This window comes from Streptomyces sp. NPDC005492, from assembly GCF_040605995.1.
Lineage (GTDB): Bacteria > Actinomycetota > Actinomycetes > Streptomycetales > Streptomycetaceae > Streptomyces.
Map to the genome: position 1 here is coordinate 14,766 of NZ_JBEXDX010000023.1, position 15,143 is coordinate 29,908.

Here is a 15,143-nt window from a genome sequence, read left to right on the forward strand (position 1 = left end):
AGTCACCGGCTGGTTCGAGGGCTCATTCGAAGGCTACGACGGGGGTCTGACATTCCACGCGGCGATCACCGGCCGGCCGTGCTCCGTGCCCAGCCGGCACAGCGTCCCCGTCGCGAGCTGGAACAGCGCCCCGTCCGCCGGGGGCAGCCCGAGCCGCCGGGCGGTGAGGACCCGTAGGAAATGGCCGTGCGCCACCAGGACGACCACGCCCTCGGTGTTCGCGAGCGCCGCGTCCACCTCGGCCAGCACACGGTCGGCGCGCTCACCCACCTGCTCCGCGCTCTCCCCGGGATGCTCGGGCGGCCCGGGCGCGACCCCGTCGGTGAACAGGAACCAGCCCGGCCGGGTGCGCTGGATCTCGACGGTCGTGATGCCCTCGTAGCCGCCGTAGTCCCACTCCCGCAGGTCCACGTCGATCCGTACGTCCGTCAGGCCGATCAGCTCGGCGGTCTCCCGCGCCCGCTGCAAGGGGCTGACGAAGGCGGCGCCGACCCGGTGCGAGCGGATCAGCGGCACCAGGCCGCGGGCCTCCTCGCGCCCCTTCCCGGTCAGCGGGACATCGGTCCAGCCGGTGTGCCGCCCCGACCGGGACCATTCGGTCTCTCCATGCCGTACGAGGAAAAGATCACCCATACCTCACAGGCTATGGGCCCAGTGCTCCAGCGTCGCGAAATCGGTCGCCCGCAGACCCCGGCGCGGGTCCACCTTGAGCAGCAGCGCCGATCCGTCGTGGTGCTCCTCGACGTGCCGTACGTCCAGGTCGGTGACCAGGTCGTCGACCCAGACGAAGGGGCGTCCGGCCGCCCAGGCCACGATCTGCCGGGTCTTCCAGTAGAGACCGTCCGGGTCCTTGGCGAACAGGTCGGTGAACTCGATCACCGGCAGATCGCCGGGCAGCCCGATCACCGGCGCGATCATCTCGTTGGCCTGGTGCATCCAGGTGGTGGCCCAGGCGAGCTCGTAGGGCAGCGCGCGTATCCGCTCCCCGTGCGCGGGGTGCAGCCGCACCCGCAGGCCGCGCCGCAGCCGCCGGGAGCCGGGCGCTTGCCGGGCCGACCAGTTCGCCGGCCAGAGCCGGTGGGTGACATAGCCGCGATGGCGCAGGAACCGGGCGCCGTACGGGTTGAGGGGGCCGTCGACGTCGAGGAGCAGCAGGGGGCGGTCGGTCATGTCATTGGCGATACCCGCCGAGGAACCGTCCGATCCGCCCGATCGCCGCCTCCAGGTCGTCCGCGTACGGCAGCGTGAGGATGCGGAAGTGGTCGGGGGTGGGCCAGTTGAAGCCGGTGCCCTGGACCACCTGGATCTTCTCCCGGAGCAGCAGGTCCAGGACGAACTTCTCGTCGTCGTGGATCCTGTGCACCTTGGGGTCGAGCCGGGGGAACGCGTACAGCGCGCCCTTCGGCTTCACGCAGGACACCCCGGGGATCTCGTTGAGCTTCTCCCACACCACGTCGCGCTGTTCGTACAGTCGTCCGCCGGGCACGGTCAGGTCGCGGATGGACTGCCGGCCGCCGAGCGCGGCCTGGATGGCGTACTGCGCGGGCGCGTTGGGGCACAGTCGCATGGAGGCCAGCATCGTCAGGCCCTCCAGGTAGCTCTTCGCGTGCTGCTTGGGGCCTGTCACCACCAGCCAGCCCGAGCGGAAGCCCGCCACCCGGTAGGTCTTCGACAGGCCGCAGAAGGTGAGGACGACCAGGTCGGGGGCGAGCGCGGCGGCCGAGTGGTGCACGGCGTCGTCGTAGAGGATCTGGTCGTAGATCTCGTCGGCGAAGACCATCAGACCGTGCCGACGGGCGAGGTCGAGGATGCCCTCGATGATCTCCTTGGGGTAGACGGCGCCGGTGGGGTTGTTCGGGTTGATGATGACGACGGCCCTGGTGCGGTCGGTGATCTTCGCCGCCATGTCCTCCAGGTCCGGGTACCAGTCGGCCTGTTCGTCGCAGAGGTAGTGCACCGCCTTGCCGCCGCCGAGGGTGGTCACCGCCGTCCAGAGCGGGAAGTCCGGGGCGGGGATCAGGATTTCGTCGCCGTCCTCCAGCAGCGCCTGTACGGCCATGGAGACCAGCTCGGAGACGCCGTTGCCCAGGAACACGTCGTCCACGTCCACCTCCAGACCCAGGGTCTGGTAGCGCTGGGCGACCGCGCGGCGGGCGGAGAGGATGCCGCGCGAGTCCGTGTAGCCGTGTGCCTGGGGGAGCATCCGGATCATGTCCTGGATGATCTCCTCGGGCGCCTCGAAGCCGAAGAGCGCGGGGTTGCCGGTGTTCAGACGCAGGACGCTGTGGCCTGCCTCCTCCAGCGCGTTGGCGTGCTCGATCACCGGGCCGCGGATCTCGTAACAGACCTCGCTGAGCTTGCTCGACTGCCGGAACTCCATTGCGCCCTCGCCCCTTCGGGTTCGTGTGTTGCTTGGTTTTACCAAGTGTGAGCTTGGAAAGTCCAACAACATGTCTAGACTGCGTCGCATGTCACCTCGCCGAAGCTACGACCAGTACTGTTCCGCGGCCCGGGCGCTCGACCTCGTCGGCGACCGCTGGACCCTGCTGATCGTCCGCGAACTCCTCGCCGGCCCGCGCCGCTACACGGATCTGCACGCCGATCTGCCGGGTGTCAGTACGGACGTTCTCGCCTCACGGCTGAAGGACATGGAGCGGGACGGGCTGGCGACACGGCGGCGACTGCCTCCCCCCGGCGCCGCCTACGTCTACGAACTCACCGGCCGGGGGCGGGAGTTGCTCCCAGTCCTCCAGGCCCTCGGCACCTGGGGCGCGCCCGAGCTGGGGGAGCGGCGGCCGACCGACGCGGTGCGCGCCCACTGGTTCGCGCTGCCGCTGCTGCGCGCGCTGGAGGGCGAGGGGCTCGTCGAAGTCCGGCTGGAGGAGGGGGAGTTCCACCTGCGGGTGGGGGAGAGCGAGGACGGGGCGGTCTACGGGGAAGGGCCCGCGCCCGTCGAGCCCGATGCCCGGCTGGTGCTCGGCGTCGAGACGTGTACGGCCGTCGCCCAGGGGGAGTTGAGCGTTGCCGAGGGGGTGCGCGCCGGACGCATCGACGTGAGCGGTGACGGCACGCTCGCGAAGGCGCTGCGGGAGGCATGAGACTGGGCCCCTCATGACAGAAGGCCCGCCGGGGGCGGGCCTTCTGAGGGAACGTCACATGCCGGGTGGCGTCGCGGGCCGGGGTCGTCCCGATCCGCGCGTCAGCGCGTAGCCGCCGATCCCCGCGAGCGCGGCCAGCACACCGCCCACGCCGGTCCACACCCAGCGGTCGGACCACCAGCCGGACGACCAGCCGCCGTCGGGCTCGATGCTCGACAGCGCGGCCGAGGTCGAAGACGAACTGTCCTCGTCCGAGGTCGACTTGACCGCGATCCCCGGCGTCAGCGGCTGCGCCAGCGAGCCGTCCACCGCCGCCGCACCGCCGATGTCCTTGGAGTCGACCCGCACTTCGGTGCTGACCGGCTGGCCCAGGTCCGAGGACTGGAGGTCCACGACCGTCAGCCGTACGTAGTACGTGCCCGGCAGCGGGTCGTTGGCCCAGGTCTCCGACCAGGCACGCACGGTACGCAGCGTGCAGGCCAGGTCCAGGGAGGTCGCGTCCTGCGCGGCGGTGCGCGTCGCGGCCCCGTACTGGCAGGCCTGGCGGCGCCGCAGCCCGTCGTACACGTCGAGCTGCCAGGTCTCCCCGGCGTGCGTGTCCGGCAGCTTCACCGTCGCCTTGACGGTGGGGCGCTGCCCGGCGTCCGCGGCGAACGACCAGTACAGGTAGTCACCCGTGGAGCCGCTCGCGGTCGCCTGCTGCCCCTGGTCCAGCTCCGTCGCCGTACGGAAGGAGGTGCCGGCCTGGGTGGGCGCCGAGCCGTCGTCGGACGGGCTCGCCGACGGGGACGAGTCCGCCGCCGCGGGTGCCGCGGCCAGCCCGGCCATGAGCAGAGCGGTGCTCAACACACGTGTGATCCGCATCAGTTGGTCCTCCAGACCGCGACCCGCCAGCGTGACACCCAGCCCCAGAGCAGACCCGCCACGAAGCCGGTCAGCACCAGTGCGCCGAGCAGCCACCAGCCGCGGCCGAGGCCGAAGGAGGCCACGTCGCTCGCCTTGCTCGGTGCGTCCACGACGTCCACGGTCAGTTCGAGCGGCAGACCGGGTGTGGTCTTCACCCCGGAGGCCGCCGAGAAGGAGTTGGTGACCTGGAGACACACGGTCTCGGCCGGGGCGTTGTCGTCGTCGCTCTCCGCCTTCGGGTAGCGCAGCCCGGTCGAGACGGCATCGGTACGTCCGTTGCCCGTGCCCTCGCCGCGCACGATCTCACGGCCGTGCACGGTGACCGCCCGCAGCAACACCCCGTAGTCCGGGTTCACTTCGCGGTCCGCGCCCACGCTCACCGAAGTACGCAGTTCCTGACCGGGGTTGACATCCACCCGGTACCAGCGCTGCTTGCCGAACTCCTCGCGGTCCGTGTACAGACCGGACTTGAGGGTCGGGGCGCTGGAGCACTGGCTCGCGCCCTCGGTGGCGACCGGAGTCACCACGGGGTCGGCCGCGCGGTCCACCAACTGGCCCACCCGGTCGGAGAGTTCCTCCTTGTGCTGCACCGACGTGTACGTCCCGCCGGTCGCGTCCGCGATGCAACTGAGCTGGTCGCGGGTCTTGGCGTCCGGCACCAGACCCAGCGTGTCGATGGTCAGGCCGACGCCCTTGGCCGCGATCTCGCGGGCCACCTCGCACGGGTCCAGCGGCTGGCAGGTGTCCTCGCCGTCGCTGATCAGGACGATACGGCGGGTGCCGTCACCGCCGTCGAGGTCGTCGGCGGCCTTCAGCAGCGCGGGCCCGATCGGCGTCCAGCCGGTGGGCGTGAGCGTCGCGACCGCGGTCTTGGCCTCGGTGCGGTCCAGGGTGCCCACCGGGTAGAGCTGCGCGGTGTCCTTGCAGCCCGTCTCGCGGTCGTTGCCGTGGTAGTTGGCGCCCAACGTGCGGATGCCGAGCTGCACTTCCTCGGGTGTCGCGTCGAGCACCTCGTTGAACGCCTGCTTCGCCGCGGCCATCCGGGAGCCGCCGTCGATGTCCTTGGCGCTCATGGAACCGCTGACGTCCAGCACGAGTTCGACCTTGGGGGCGGCCGCGGAGTCCGTCTCGTCGGCGACCGCTCCGGCCGGGAAGGCGACCCCGGCCGTGAGGGTGGCGAGCAGGGCACAGATCCCCGCCGCCAGCCGTTGTCTTGTGATCATCGCCGGATCCTATTGATCAGATGGACCGGGCTCCAAAACGAGCGGGTTGGGCAGCGCGGTCCACTGGTCCCCGGGCAGCGCCGGCGACAGCCGCATCAGCGTCAACGCCTTGGCCGGCAGCGGCTGTTCGAGCAGCACGAGCAGGTCCGGCGTCCGCGGCAGATCGGGGACGACGGCCGCCAGTGCCGCCCTGAGCGCCGTGCCCGAACCCGCCGCGTCCGCGAGCGCGCCCGCGACCAGCGAACCGAACAGCTTGCGGCGCAGGGTCACTTCGTCGTCGGTGACGATCCGTCCGCTCAACTCCGGCACCGGGATCCCGTGCCGGGCAAGGCGCTTCGGGCTCACCCGGATGTCGGCGAGATCGCGGTAGACCAGGCGTACCGGGGAACCCGTCCGGTCGAGCACCACCAGCAGGTTCTGACCATGGGCCTCAAGGGCCACACCGGACTCCAGCAGACGCAGACCGACGACGAGGGCCAGGCGCGTGAACTCGGCCAGCCAGGCGGGCGATCGGGGCAGGCCGGTGGTCGCGAGGGCGGCCACCGGCAGGATCCGCTCGCCCGCTTCCGTGTCCGCGTACGTCTGCGGCGACTCCCGCAGTACGGCGGCGAGATCGGGGGAGTCGGCGGTGGCGGCGCCCAGCGTGCGGGTGACGTGCAACAGGCCCTCCGAGCGCGCGGCCAGGGTCTCCCCGAACGACGACAACGTCGCCGACAGGCCGATCGAGTAGACCGAGATGTCCCGCACCGAGGACGTCAGCCGGGCGCTCAGCGCGGTCTTGACATGGGTGCCGCCGGTCAGGGCCAGCGTGCGCAGCGACATCAGCGGATGCGCGTCCACCGGGCCGTCCCCCGCGCGCTTCAGCACATGGGCCGCCTGCCACGGGTGCACCGGGATCAACAGCCGTCCCGCGTCCCGCAGTTCGTCCGGCCAGTCGCCGGTCAGCAGACACTCGTCCGCCCGCACCGGCACCGAACCGAGCGCCACCACCGGCCGGTGCTCGGGCCCGTACGCGAGCTGCTCGGCCACCGAGAACCCGGGCCGGGAACGGCAGTTGGGGTGGAAGGGATGCCCGTCGACGACCCGCTGCTCCCACTCCCAGTCCCGCGTCGGCCACTCCTCCGTGCGGGCGGGCTGGTTGGCCCGCGAGAGCGCCAACGAGGCGACGCTGTGCGCGAGTTCGGCCGCGAAGGCGGTCCCGTGCGGCACGCCGAGGTCGGTCATCAGCCGCGCCGGATCGTCGTAGGCAACGCCGTCGAGGTGGACGACGGTGACGTACGCGTGGGTCGCGTATGGATCGGCGGGCGGGCCGTACAGCCCGCGGTGGTCGGAGAGCCACAGGACGGGGCCCCGCCTTCGGTTCACCCGCCCGGTGATCCATGGCAGCGGCTCATGGGCGAGCGCCCGCCACAGCCGGGTGAGCACCGCTGCCCGGGCGCCGGGCAGCTCGGCCGCGTACCGTTGCAGGAGGTCGGGCCGTACGGCGGCGAGTTCCTCGGCGACCTCGGCCTCGGGGTTCGGGGGACGGTCCACGGTCGACTCCTCGGGTGCGGACGGGGCGTCAGGGTCGGTGACGACGAGAGACATACTGATCGCGATCGCAGGACACGGACTTGGGGAACGAATGGATCGCGTCGACTTCACACCTCCGGGCGAGGGCCCGGACGACGTGGCGGAACGCGCCGACGCGTACGCGGCCGCGCCCCTGCTCAACTGTCTCCTCCGGGAGGTGGCCCTGCCGCTCCTCGAGGCGGGGGAGCGGCGGGTGTACCGGCTGCCGGGAAGCGATCGACTGCTACGGGTGCGCGGCGAGCGGCGCCCTGCCGATCCCGAGGTGTACGCGGACGGCGACTGGCAGCCTGTCGGCCACGCCGAACTCGTGAAACTCGTCGCCGAGGAACTGACCCGGCACACCGGAGTCTCCAACCACGAACTCCCCGCCGAGATGACGGACAGCCGCGACGCGGTCGCCGCGCTGCTCACCGCGCGCGAGCGCACACCGGCGCCCGACGACCCGTATCTCCGCTCCGAACAGTCCTTGATCACCGGCCATCCCTACCACCCCGCGCCCAAGGCACGCGGCGGCGGCCCCGTGGGGGGCTGGCTGCCCTACGCCCCGGAGGCGTACGCCCGCTTCCCGCTGGTGCTGCTGGGGCTGCGCGAGGACGCGGTCGTGGAGGAGGGCGACACCTCGGCCCTGGACGCCCTCGCCCCGGCCCCTCCCGGGTACCGGCTGCTGCCCGCCCACCCCTGGCAGCTCGACCTCGTGGGCGACGGCCTCGCGGACGCCTTCGCGGACGGGCGGCTGATCCGGCTCGGCACCACGGCCGAGGTGTGGCCGACGGCCGCGATCCGCACGGTGTACCTCCCCGAACTCCCTTCCGGGGACGACCTGTTCCTCAAGTTCAGCCTCGACGTGCGCATCACCAACGACGTGCGCCGGCTCTGGCGCCACGACCTGCTGAAACTCCGGCGCACCGACACAGCCGCCCGGGACGCCTTCGCCGCGATGGGCGGCCCGGCGGCCTGGCTCGCCGACCGCGGCTACCGCACCGCCGACTTCGCCTTCGAGGAACTCGCCGTCCTCGTCCGCGACGGCCTGCGCGACCACCTCCTGCCGGGCACGACCCCGCTGCTCGCCGCGGGCCTGGTCGAGGGCTTCGAGGGCAACCCGCTCGACGCCACGGCCGACCCGGTGGCCTGGTGGGAGGCGTATCTGCGCCAGGTCGTACCGCCCGCGCTCACCGCCTTCGCCGATCACGGCGTCGTACTCGAAGCGCATCTGCAGAACACGCTGATCGCCGTCGACGCGGACGGGACGCCCGCGCAGGCGCTGTACCGGGACGCGGAGGGCGTGAAGCTGCTGACGGACGTGGACCGGGCCGCCGGGTGGGAGCGGCTGGTGTACTGCCTGGTCGTCAACCACCTCGTCGAGATCGCCGGAGTCCTCGCCGAGCGCCACCCCGGGCTTGACCCGTGGCCCGCCGTCCGCGCCGAACTGGTCCGCCGCCCCGACCTCCCCGAGATCGCCGCGCTCCTCGCCTCGCCCACCCTGCCCGGCAAGACCAACCTGCTGCTGCGCTGGACCGGGGCGGACGGCGCGGACGCCCGCTATCTGCCCCTGCCGAACCCCCTCGCGGGGTGAAGGGGAACCGTTCCGGACCCGGTGACGTCATGAGCGGAACATCTAGACTGGTGGCCGGAATTGAGGAGCCTCGCGGCTGATCAAGGCCGCTCGACGGCGACGGGGGCCGGAGAGGTGGGAGGGGGAGTCATGAAGCCGCTGCAAGCGGGTGATCCCGCCTCGGTCGGGGAGGGCAGATACCGGCTGGTCGGACGGCTCGGCCAGGGCGGGATGGGCGTCGTCTACTTCGGCCGCTCGCGGTCGGGCCGGGCGGTGGCCGTCAAGGTCGTACGGCCCGAACTGAGCACGGAACCGGGCTTCCGGCGCAGGTTCGCCGACGAGGTCGCCGCGGCCCGGCGCGTCGGTGGCTTCCACACCGCGCCGGTAGTGGACGCCGATCCGGAGGGCGAGCCGGCCTGGCTGGTCACGGCCTACGTCCCCGGACCCACCCTGCAGATCCTGCTCGACCAGGTGGGCCCGCTTCCCGTGGACACGCTCACCGTGCTGGCCGCAGGTCTCGCCGAGGCGCTGGCCGCCATCCACCAGGCCGGGGTCATCCACCGCGACCTGAAGCCCGCCAACATCATCGTCGCGGAGGACGGCCCCCGGGTCATCGACTTCGGCATCGCACGGGCCCTCGACGGCACGGCCATCACCCAGACCGGCTTCCAGATCGGCACCCTCGGCTTCCTCTCCCCGGAGCAGCTCACCGGCGGCACGCTGACTCCGGCCGTCGACCTGTTCGCCCTGGGCGTGGTGCTCTGCCAGGCGGCGGGCGTCACCCCCTTCGGCGACGGCGGCTCGCCCGCGTGGCCCTACCGGGTTGTCCACGAACAGCCCGACCTCACGGGCGTGCCGGGGCGGTTGCGGGAGCTGGTCGCGGCCTGCCTCGCCAAGGATCCGCGTGATCGTCCTGGTCCGTTGGAACTCCTCAACCACCTCACGGTCGAGCGGCTGTCGGATGTCTGGTTGCCTGCGGAGGCGACGGCGCTGGTGCGGAGGCAGGTTTCTGGGGCGTCCTTCGCGGCGGGGGATCGTGCGGCGGGGGCGGCTGCTGATCCGCGTGCGGGGCTTTCCGTGCCGCGGGGTGGTGGGGAGGGGGTGGTTGGGGGTGCTGCTCTGGGGCGGGGGGTGTCGGGTGGGCCTGTGGTTGGGGGTTGGTCGGGCGGGGCCGCCGATCCCGGGGCGGTGTTGCCCGGTGAGCCGGCGTTCGGGGGTGCTGATCCGGGGCCGGGGGTGGCTGCTGGTCCTGTAGTCGGAGGCCGGTCGGGTGCGGCTGTCGATCCGGGGGCGGTGTCGTCGGGTGAGGCGGTGGTCGGACAGGGGCCGATCGGGGCTGTTGATCCGGGGCGGGCGTCCCCTGGGCCGGTGGTTGGGGCGTGGCCGGGTGCGGGTGTCGATCGGGGGCCGGTGTCGTCGGGTGAGCCGGTGGTCGGAGAGAGGCCGGGCGCCGCTGTTGATCCGGGACGGGTGGTGTCCACTGGGCCGGTAGTCGGGAACCGGTCGGGCGCGACTGTCGACCCGGGGGCCGTGTCTGGTGAGCCGGTGTTCGGGGACCGGCCCGCCACGGCTGTTGATCGGGGACCGGTGGCGTCGGGTGAACCTGTCGTCGGGGACCGGCCTGCCACCGCTGTCGATCGGGAGCCGGTGGTGTCCGGTGAACCTGCCACCGCTGTCGATCGGGGACCGGTGGTGTGCGGTGAACCCGTCGCCGGGGAGCGGCCGTTCGGGGCTGTTGACCCGGGGCGGGTGGCGTGGAGTGAGTCGGCAATTGGGGAGCAGCCAGTTGCCGCTGCCGACCAGGACCTGCGGCCCAGGGTGCCCGGTCCGCCGACCGCCGACGCGTGGCCGCCGGCCGTAGCCACCCCGCCGACGCCTGCCGAGGGACCGGCCGTGACCTCCCGTCCCCGGACCGTCCGGTCGTCGCCCAACCCCGGCTTCGGGCCCGCGCCGGACTACTCTCGCGGCCCCATCCCGCAGCCCACGTCCGTCCCGGACCCCGGCGGGTCCGGGGCTGTGGGTGGAGGGCAAGGGCGCCGCGGGACCCTCGCCGTAGCGGCGCTGCTGGTCGCCGCAGCCACCGCAGGCGTGCTGGTGTGGCATCCCTGGAGTGGCGCCGGTGGGGACGACACCGGTGCTGGGGCGTCCTCGTCCTCCTCCTCGCCCCGGCGGTCGACGCCCGCCGCGTTTCCGAACGCCCCGCTGCTGGTCCGGATGGACACGGACCCCGGGTCGTCGACGTGTCACAGCGTGATCGGCCGTCGGGACTCCACCAAGGACGATCCCAAGCAACTGATCGACGGGACCTGTGACGCCCTCCCGCAGTGGTCCCCCGATCACAAGTCGTTCGCGTTCACCCGCAAGACCGCGCAGGAGTCGGCCGTGTGGACGGCGAACGCGGACGGTACCGGTGTCCGTCGGGTCGCCGCGATCTCGGGCGGCCGGGTCTCCTGGTCGCCGGACGGGAAGCGGCTGGCCGTACTGCGCCGGGACGGCGACGGCGTGCAGCAACTGTTCGTGGTGACCGTCTCGGACGGCTCCGCGCAGCGGCTGACCACCGGTTCGGCGAAGGTGGAGGACCCGGCGTGGTCCCCGGACGGCAAGCAGATCGCCGTGTGCATCCAGAAGACGTCCGGTTGGCAGATCCACGTCGTCGATCCGGCGCGGCCGGGCGCGGAACCCCGGCAGGTGACCCATCAGTCCCGGCGGGCGCTCGACCCCGTCTGGTCCCCGGACGGCCGTTACTTCGCCTACACGGCCGGAGCACCTGGCATCGCGACGGGCGGAGACATCCACATCGTGAAGGCGGACGGCACCGACGACAGGACCCTCGTGCAGACGGCCGCCCAGGAGATGGACCCGGTCTGGTCCCCGGACGGTACGTGGGTGGCGTACGTCCGAGGGCCCTTCGACCAGCCGGCGGTCTGGGCCGTCCGCGCGGACGGCACGGGCGCCCGCAGGCTCACCACCGGCAGCACACCGGAGGGCCACCCCTCCTGGCGCTGAACCGCGCCGCCGCACCCGTCACGCCCGATCACTATGCTCACGGCATGAGAGAGGTCACGGCCACCCGCTACGTGGAGCCCCTGAGGTCGGGCGGTTCCGTCCCCGGCGTCGTCGAGGCCGACGACCTCGGCACGTACGTCGTCAAGTTCACCGGCTCCGCGCAGGGCCGCAAGGCGCTGGTCGCCGAAGTGATCGTCGGGGAACTGGCCCGCGCCCTCGGGCTGCGCTTCCCCGAGCTGGTGCTCGTGCACTTCGACCCGGAGATCGCCGACGCGGAGCCCCACCAGGAGGTACGGGACCTGCACAGCGCGAGCGCGGGCCTGAACCTCGGCATGGACTATCTGCCGGGCGCCCGGGACTTCACCCCGGAGGTCGCCGCGCGCTGCACGGTCGACCCGCTGGAGGCCGGGAAGATCATCTGGCTCGACGCGCTGACCGTGAACGTCGACCGGACGATCCACAGCTCCAACCTGATGATCTGGCCCACCCTCGGCGTCGCGCCCCCGTGCCTGTGGCTCATCGACCACGGCGCCGCCCTCGTCTTCCACCACCGCTGGGACGGCTCGGACCCCACCAGGTCCTACGACTTCCGCCACCACGCCCTCGGCCGCTACACCCCGGACACCCACGCCGCCGATGCCGAACTGGCCCCCCGGGTGACCGAGGAACTCCTGCGCGGCATTGCCGCCGAGGTGCCGGACGCCTGGCTGGCCGGCGAACCGGGCCTCGCGACCCCCGACGCCGTCCGGGAGGCGTACGTCGCCTACCTCCACGCGCGCGTGCGAGCCTCCGCGGCCTGGCTGCCCACCGACTTCCCCAGCAGGGAGGAACTCGCCGCCGAGGAGGCCCGGCGCGCGGCGAAGACACAGCAGGGCCGCCCGAGTTGGCTCAAGCGGGTCCCCGACCTGCACGGCAGACCGGCGGCCGAACAGGATTGGTCGGTGCACCTCGGATGACAGATGTCCCCGCTATCCCCGCCATACCTACGGAGAACCGCGTACAGATCGAGTACTGCACCCAGTGCCGCTGGCTGCCCCGCGCGGCCTGGCTGGCTCAGGAACTCCTCACCACCTTCGAGACCGAGCTGACGGAACTGTCCCTGAAGCCCGGCACCGGCGGCGTCTTCGTCGTCAGCGTCAACGACGAGGTGGTCTGGGACCGCCGCGGACAGGGCTTCCCGGAGCCCACGGCCGTGAAGCAGCTCGTACGCGACCGAGTGGCCCCGGACAAGTCCCTGGGCCACTCGGAGAGATGAGCCTTCCCGGTGCTCAGCCCCTGAGCTGCTCGTAGGCGGGCAGCGTCAGGAAGTCCGCGTAGTCGTCGTCGAGCGCGACCTCCAGCAGCAGGTCGTGGGCCTGCTGCCAGTGGCCCGCGGCGAAGGCGTCCGGGCCGATCTCGGCGCGGATGCTTGCCAACTCCTCGGCGGCGATCCTGCGCGCCAGCTCCGGCGTGGCCTTCTCGCCATTCTCGAACTCGACGCCGGCGTTGATCCACTGCCAGATCTGCGAGCGCGAGATCTCGGCGGTGGCCGCGTCCTCCATCAGGTTGAAGATGGCGACCGCGCCGAGTCCGCGCAGCCATGCCTCGATGTAACGGATGCCCACCTGAACGGCGTTGACGAGTCCGGGATACGTCGGCTTCGCGTGCAGCGAGTCCACGGCGATCAGGTCGGCGGCCTTGACGTCGACGTCCTCGCGCAGCCGGTCCTTCTGGTTCGGCTTCTCGCCGAGCACCGCGTCGAAGGAGGCCATGGCGATGGGCACCAGGTCCGGGTGGGCCACCCACGAGCCGTCGAAACCGTCGCCCGCCTCACGGTCCTTGTCCGCCTTGACCTTCTCGAAGGCGACCTTGTTGACCTCCTCGTCACGGCGGGACGGGATGAACGCCGCCATGCCGCCGATCGCGTGCGCCCCGCGCTTGTGGCAGGTGCGGACGAGGAGTTCGGTGTACGCCCGCATGAACGGGGCTGTCATCGTCACCGCGTTGCGGTCCGGGAGGACGAACTTGGGCCCGCCGTCACGGAAGTTCTTCACGATGGAGAACAGGTAGTCCCAGCGGCCCGCGTTCAACCCCGAGGCGTGGTCGCGGAGTTCGTAGAGAATCTCCTCCATCTCGTACGCCGCCGTGATCGTCTCGATCAGCACGGTCGCGCGGACGGTGCCCTGCGGGATGCCGACGTAGTCCTGTGCGAAGACGAACACGTCGTTCCACAGGCGGGCTTCGAGGTGGGACTCGGTCTTCGGGAGATAGAAGTACGGGCCCTTGCCGAGGTCGAGCAGCCGCCGCGCGTTGTGGAAGAAGTACAGCCCGAAGTCGACGAAGGCGCCCGGTACTTGCTCACCGTCCACCAGGAGGTGACGCTCGTTCAGATGCCAGCCGCGCGGCCGCATCACGACGGTCGCCAGCTCGTCCTCGGCCTTCAGGGCGTACGACTTGCCGGAGCCCGGGTCGGTGAAGTCGATGCGGCGGGTGTAGGCGTCGATCAGATTGAGCTGTCCGGTGACGACGTTCTCCCAGGTCGGCGCGGAGGCGTCCTCGAAGTCCGCGAGCCAGATCTTCGCACCCGAGTTGAGGGCGTTGATCGTCATCTTGCGGTCGGTGGGGCCGGTGATCTCGACCCGCCGGTCGTTCAGCGCGGCGGGGGAGGGGGCCACCTTCCAGGAGTCGTCCGCGCGGATCGCGGCGGTCTCCGGGAGGAAGTCGAGGGTGGAGGTCCGGGCGATCTCCGCGCGGCGCTCGGCCCGGCGGGCGAGGAGTCCGGCCCGGCGGGGCGTGAACCGGCGGTGCAGCTCGGCCACGAAGGCGAGGGCCTCCTCCGCGAGGACCTCCTCCTGCCGGGGCAGGGGTTCGGCGTCGACGACGACCGGCGAGGACGGCGCTGGTGCGGACATGAACTGTCACTTCCTTCAGCGAGCGTGGCACCGGGTGCCAGGTGACCCGGGTAGGGCTGGGAGCACCCGAGGGGCCGTCGGGCGCTTCTGAACAGTGGATACTAGTTTCCTCATCGTGGAAGTTCAATGGTTTGTTGACGTCGAGATTCTCCGGATCGAGCCAAAGTGGCGCTCGGTGCCACCCCGATCACTCAAGGTGGACGAGATCCGCCTCAGTGTCGATGTCGTACGGCTCCGCCGCATCCCCGCACTCGACGAGCGTGACCGCGTCCGTGTGCGCCTTGAGGTAGGCGCGCGCCCCCCGGTCCCCGGTCGCGCTCTCCGCGATCCCGGCCCAGTGCGCGGCGCCGAAGAGCACCGGATGGCCGCGTACCCCGTCGTAGGCGGCCGAGACCAGCGACTCCTGCGAGCGGTACCCGGCGAGCACCCGCGCCACCGCCTCCGCGCCGATGCCGGGCTGGTCCACGAGCGACACGAGCGCAGCCCGTGCCCCCGTGCCGGCGAGCGAGTCGAGCCCGGCCCGCAGCGAGGACCCCATGCCCTGCTCCCACTGCGGGTTCTCGACGACCACACAGTCGGTCAGCTCCGCCCGCTCCCTTACGGCGTCGGCGCGCGCCCCCAGGACCACATGGACGCGGGTCAGGCCGGCCGCGCGCAGCACCCCGACCGCGTGCTCCACCAGGGGCCGCCCCCGGTGCTCCAGCAGCGCCTTGGGCCGCCCGCCGAGCCGCCGGCCGCCCCCGGCGGCGAGCAGCAGCCCGGCGACCGTGTTTTCGGCGTCCTCGTTTCGCGTCATACGTCCTGCATACCTGACCCGGACGTGCCGCATACCCGACCCGGCGGCGGCCGCACGGAATCCTCAGACTTAATTTCGGTCCGTTCGGTGGCGCACCCC

13 protein-coding genes are annotated in these 15,143 nt (G+C 71.9%); 5 read left to right on the top strand and 8 right to left on the bottom strand.

The window, feature by feature from the left end; genetic code table 11:
• Window positions 1-33: 33 nt before the first annotated feature.
• From ABZT04_RS27565 to ABZT04_RS27575, 3 genes are read right to left on the bottom strand one after another with little or no spacing between them, the layout of a single operon-like run.
• Window positions 34-633, bottom strand: a complete 600-nt coding sequence (locus ABZT04_RS27565; protein ID WP_356059672.1) for a histidine phosphatase family protein — start codon at window positions 631-633, stop codon at window positions 34-36.
• A 3-nt stretch (window positions 634-636) separates the two neighbouring features.
• Window positions 637-1,170: an HAD domain-containing protein gene (locus tag ABZT04_RS27570; RefSeq protein WP_356059673.1), complete on the bottom strand. Its 534-nt coding sequence runs from the start codon at window positions 1,168-1,170 to the stop codon at window positions 637-639.
• A gap of 1 nt (window position 1,171) precedes the next feature.
• Complete coding sequence (locus ABZT04_RS27575; RefSeq protein ID WP_356059674.1) at window positions 1,172-2,380, bottom strand: pyridoxal phosphate-dependent aminotransferase; 1,209 nt, start codon at window positions 2,378-2,380, stop codon at window positions 1,172-1,174.
• Window positions 2,381-2,468: 88 nt separating this feature from the next.
• Here ABZT04_RS27575 and ABZT04_RS27580 point away from each other — a divergent pair, with 88 nt between their 5' ends.
• Entirely contained in the window at window positions 2,469-3,098 is a 630-nt protein-coding gene (locus ABZT04_RS27580) for a helix-turn-helix domain-containing protein (RefSeq protein ID WP_356059675.1), read from the top strand.
• Between the two features lie 54 nt (window positions 3,099-3,152).
• On the opposite strand, the gene ABZT04_RS27585 is transcribed toward ABZT04_RS27580, so the two are convergent.
• The 3 genes from ABZT04_RS27585 to ABZT04_RS27595 are packed head-to-tail and all read right to left on the bottom strand — an operon-like array spanning window position 3,153 to window position 6,814.
• Complete coding sequence (locus ABZT04_RS27585; protein ID WP_356059676.1) at window positions 3,153-3,962, bottom strand: hypothetical protein; 810 nt, start codon at window positions 3,960-3,962, stop codon at window positions 3,153-3,155.
• The gene (locus ABZT04_RS27590) at window positions 3,962-5,227 is read right to left on the bottom strand and encodes a VWA domain-containing protein (protein WP_356059677.1); all 1,266 of its coding nucleotides are present in this window, start codon (window positions 5,225-5,227) and stop codon (window positions 3,962-3,964) included. Before ABZT04_RS27590 ends, ABZT04_RS27585 begins: the two co-directional genes overlap by 1 nt.
• 9 nt (window positions 5,228-5,236) lie before the next feature.
• The gene (locus tag ABZT04_RS27595; protein WP_356059678.1) at window positions 5,237-6,814 is read right to left on the bottom strand and encodes an IucA/IucC family siderophore biosynthesis protein; all 1,578 of its coding nucleotides are present in this window, start codon (window positions 6,812-6,814) and stop codon (window positions 5,237-5,239) included.
• Window positions 6,815-6,851: 37 nt separating this feature from the next.
• Between ABZT04_RS27595 and ABZT04_RS27600 the strand changes: the two genes are divergently transcribed.
• From ABZT04_RS27600 to ABZT04_RS27615, 4 genes are all read left to right on the top strand, one after another.
• Complete coding sequence (locus ABZT04_RS27600) at window positions 6,852-8,372, top strand: IucA/IucC family protein (RefSeq protein WP_356059679.1); 1,521 nt, start codon at window positions 6,852-6,854, stop codon at window positions 8,370-8,372.
• 129 nt (window positions 8,373-8,501) lie between these two features.
• Window positions 8,502-11,357: a protein kinase gene (locus tag ABZT04_RS27605; protein ID WP_356059680.1), complete on the top strand. Its 2,856-nt coding sequence runs from the start codon at window positions 8,502-8,504 to the stop codon at window positions 11,355-11,357.
• Window positions 11,358-11,401: 44 nt separating this feature from the next.
• The gene (locus tag ABZT04_RS27610; protein WP_356059681.1) at window positions 11,402-12,313 is read left to right on the top strand and encodes a HipA family kinase; all 912 of its coding nucleotides are present in this window, start codon (window positions 11,402-11,404) and stop codon (window positions 12,311-12,313) included.
• Window positions 12,310-12,612 (top strand): SelT/SelW/SelH family protein, encoded by a 303-nt coding sequence (locus tag ABZT04_RS27615; protein WP_356059682.1) that lies wholly within the window; start codon window positions 12,310-12,312, stop codon window positions 12,610-12,612. The genes ABZT04_RS27610 and ABZT04_RS27615 overlap by 4 nt, the downstream gene beginning before the upstream one ends.
• A 13-nt stretch (window positions 12,613-12,625) precedes the next feature.
• Here the strand turns inward: ABZT04_RS27615 and aceB are convergent, their stop codons facing one another.
• Window positions 12,626-14,248 (bottom strand): malate synthase A, encoded by a 1,623-nt coding sequence (aceB, locus tag ABZT04_RS27620; RefSeq protein WP_356059683.1) that lies wholly within the window; start codon window positions 14,246-14,248, stop codon window positions 12,626-12,628.
• 187 nt (window positions 14,249-14,435) lie between these two features.
• Window positions 14,436-15,044, bottom strand: a complete 609-nt coding sequence (locus ABZT04_RS27625; RefSeq protein ID WP_356059684.1) for a nucleotidyltransferase family protein — start codon at window positions 15,042-15,044, stop codon at window positions 14,436-14,438.
• Between the last annotated feature and the right edge of the window lie 99 nt (window positions 15,045-15,143).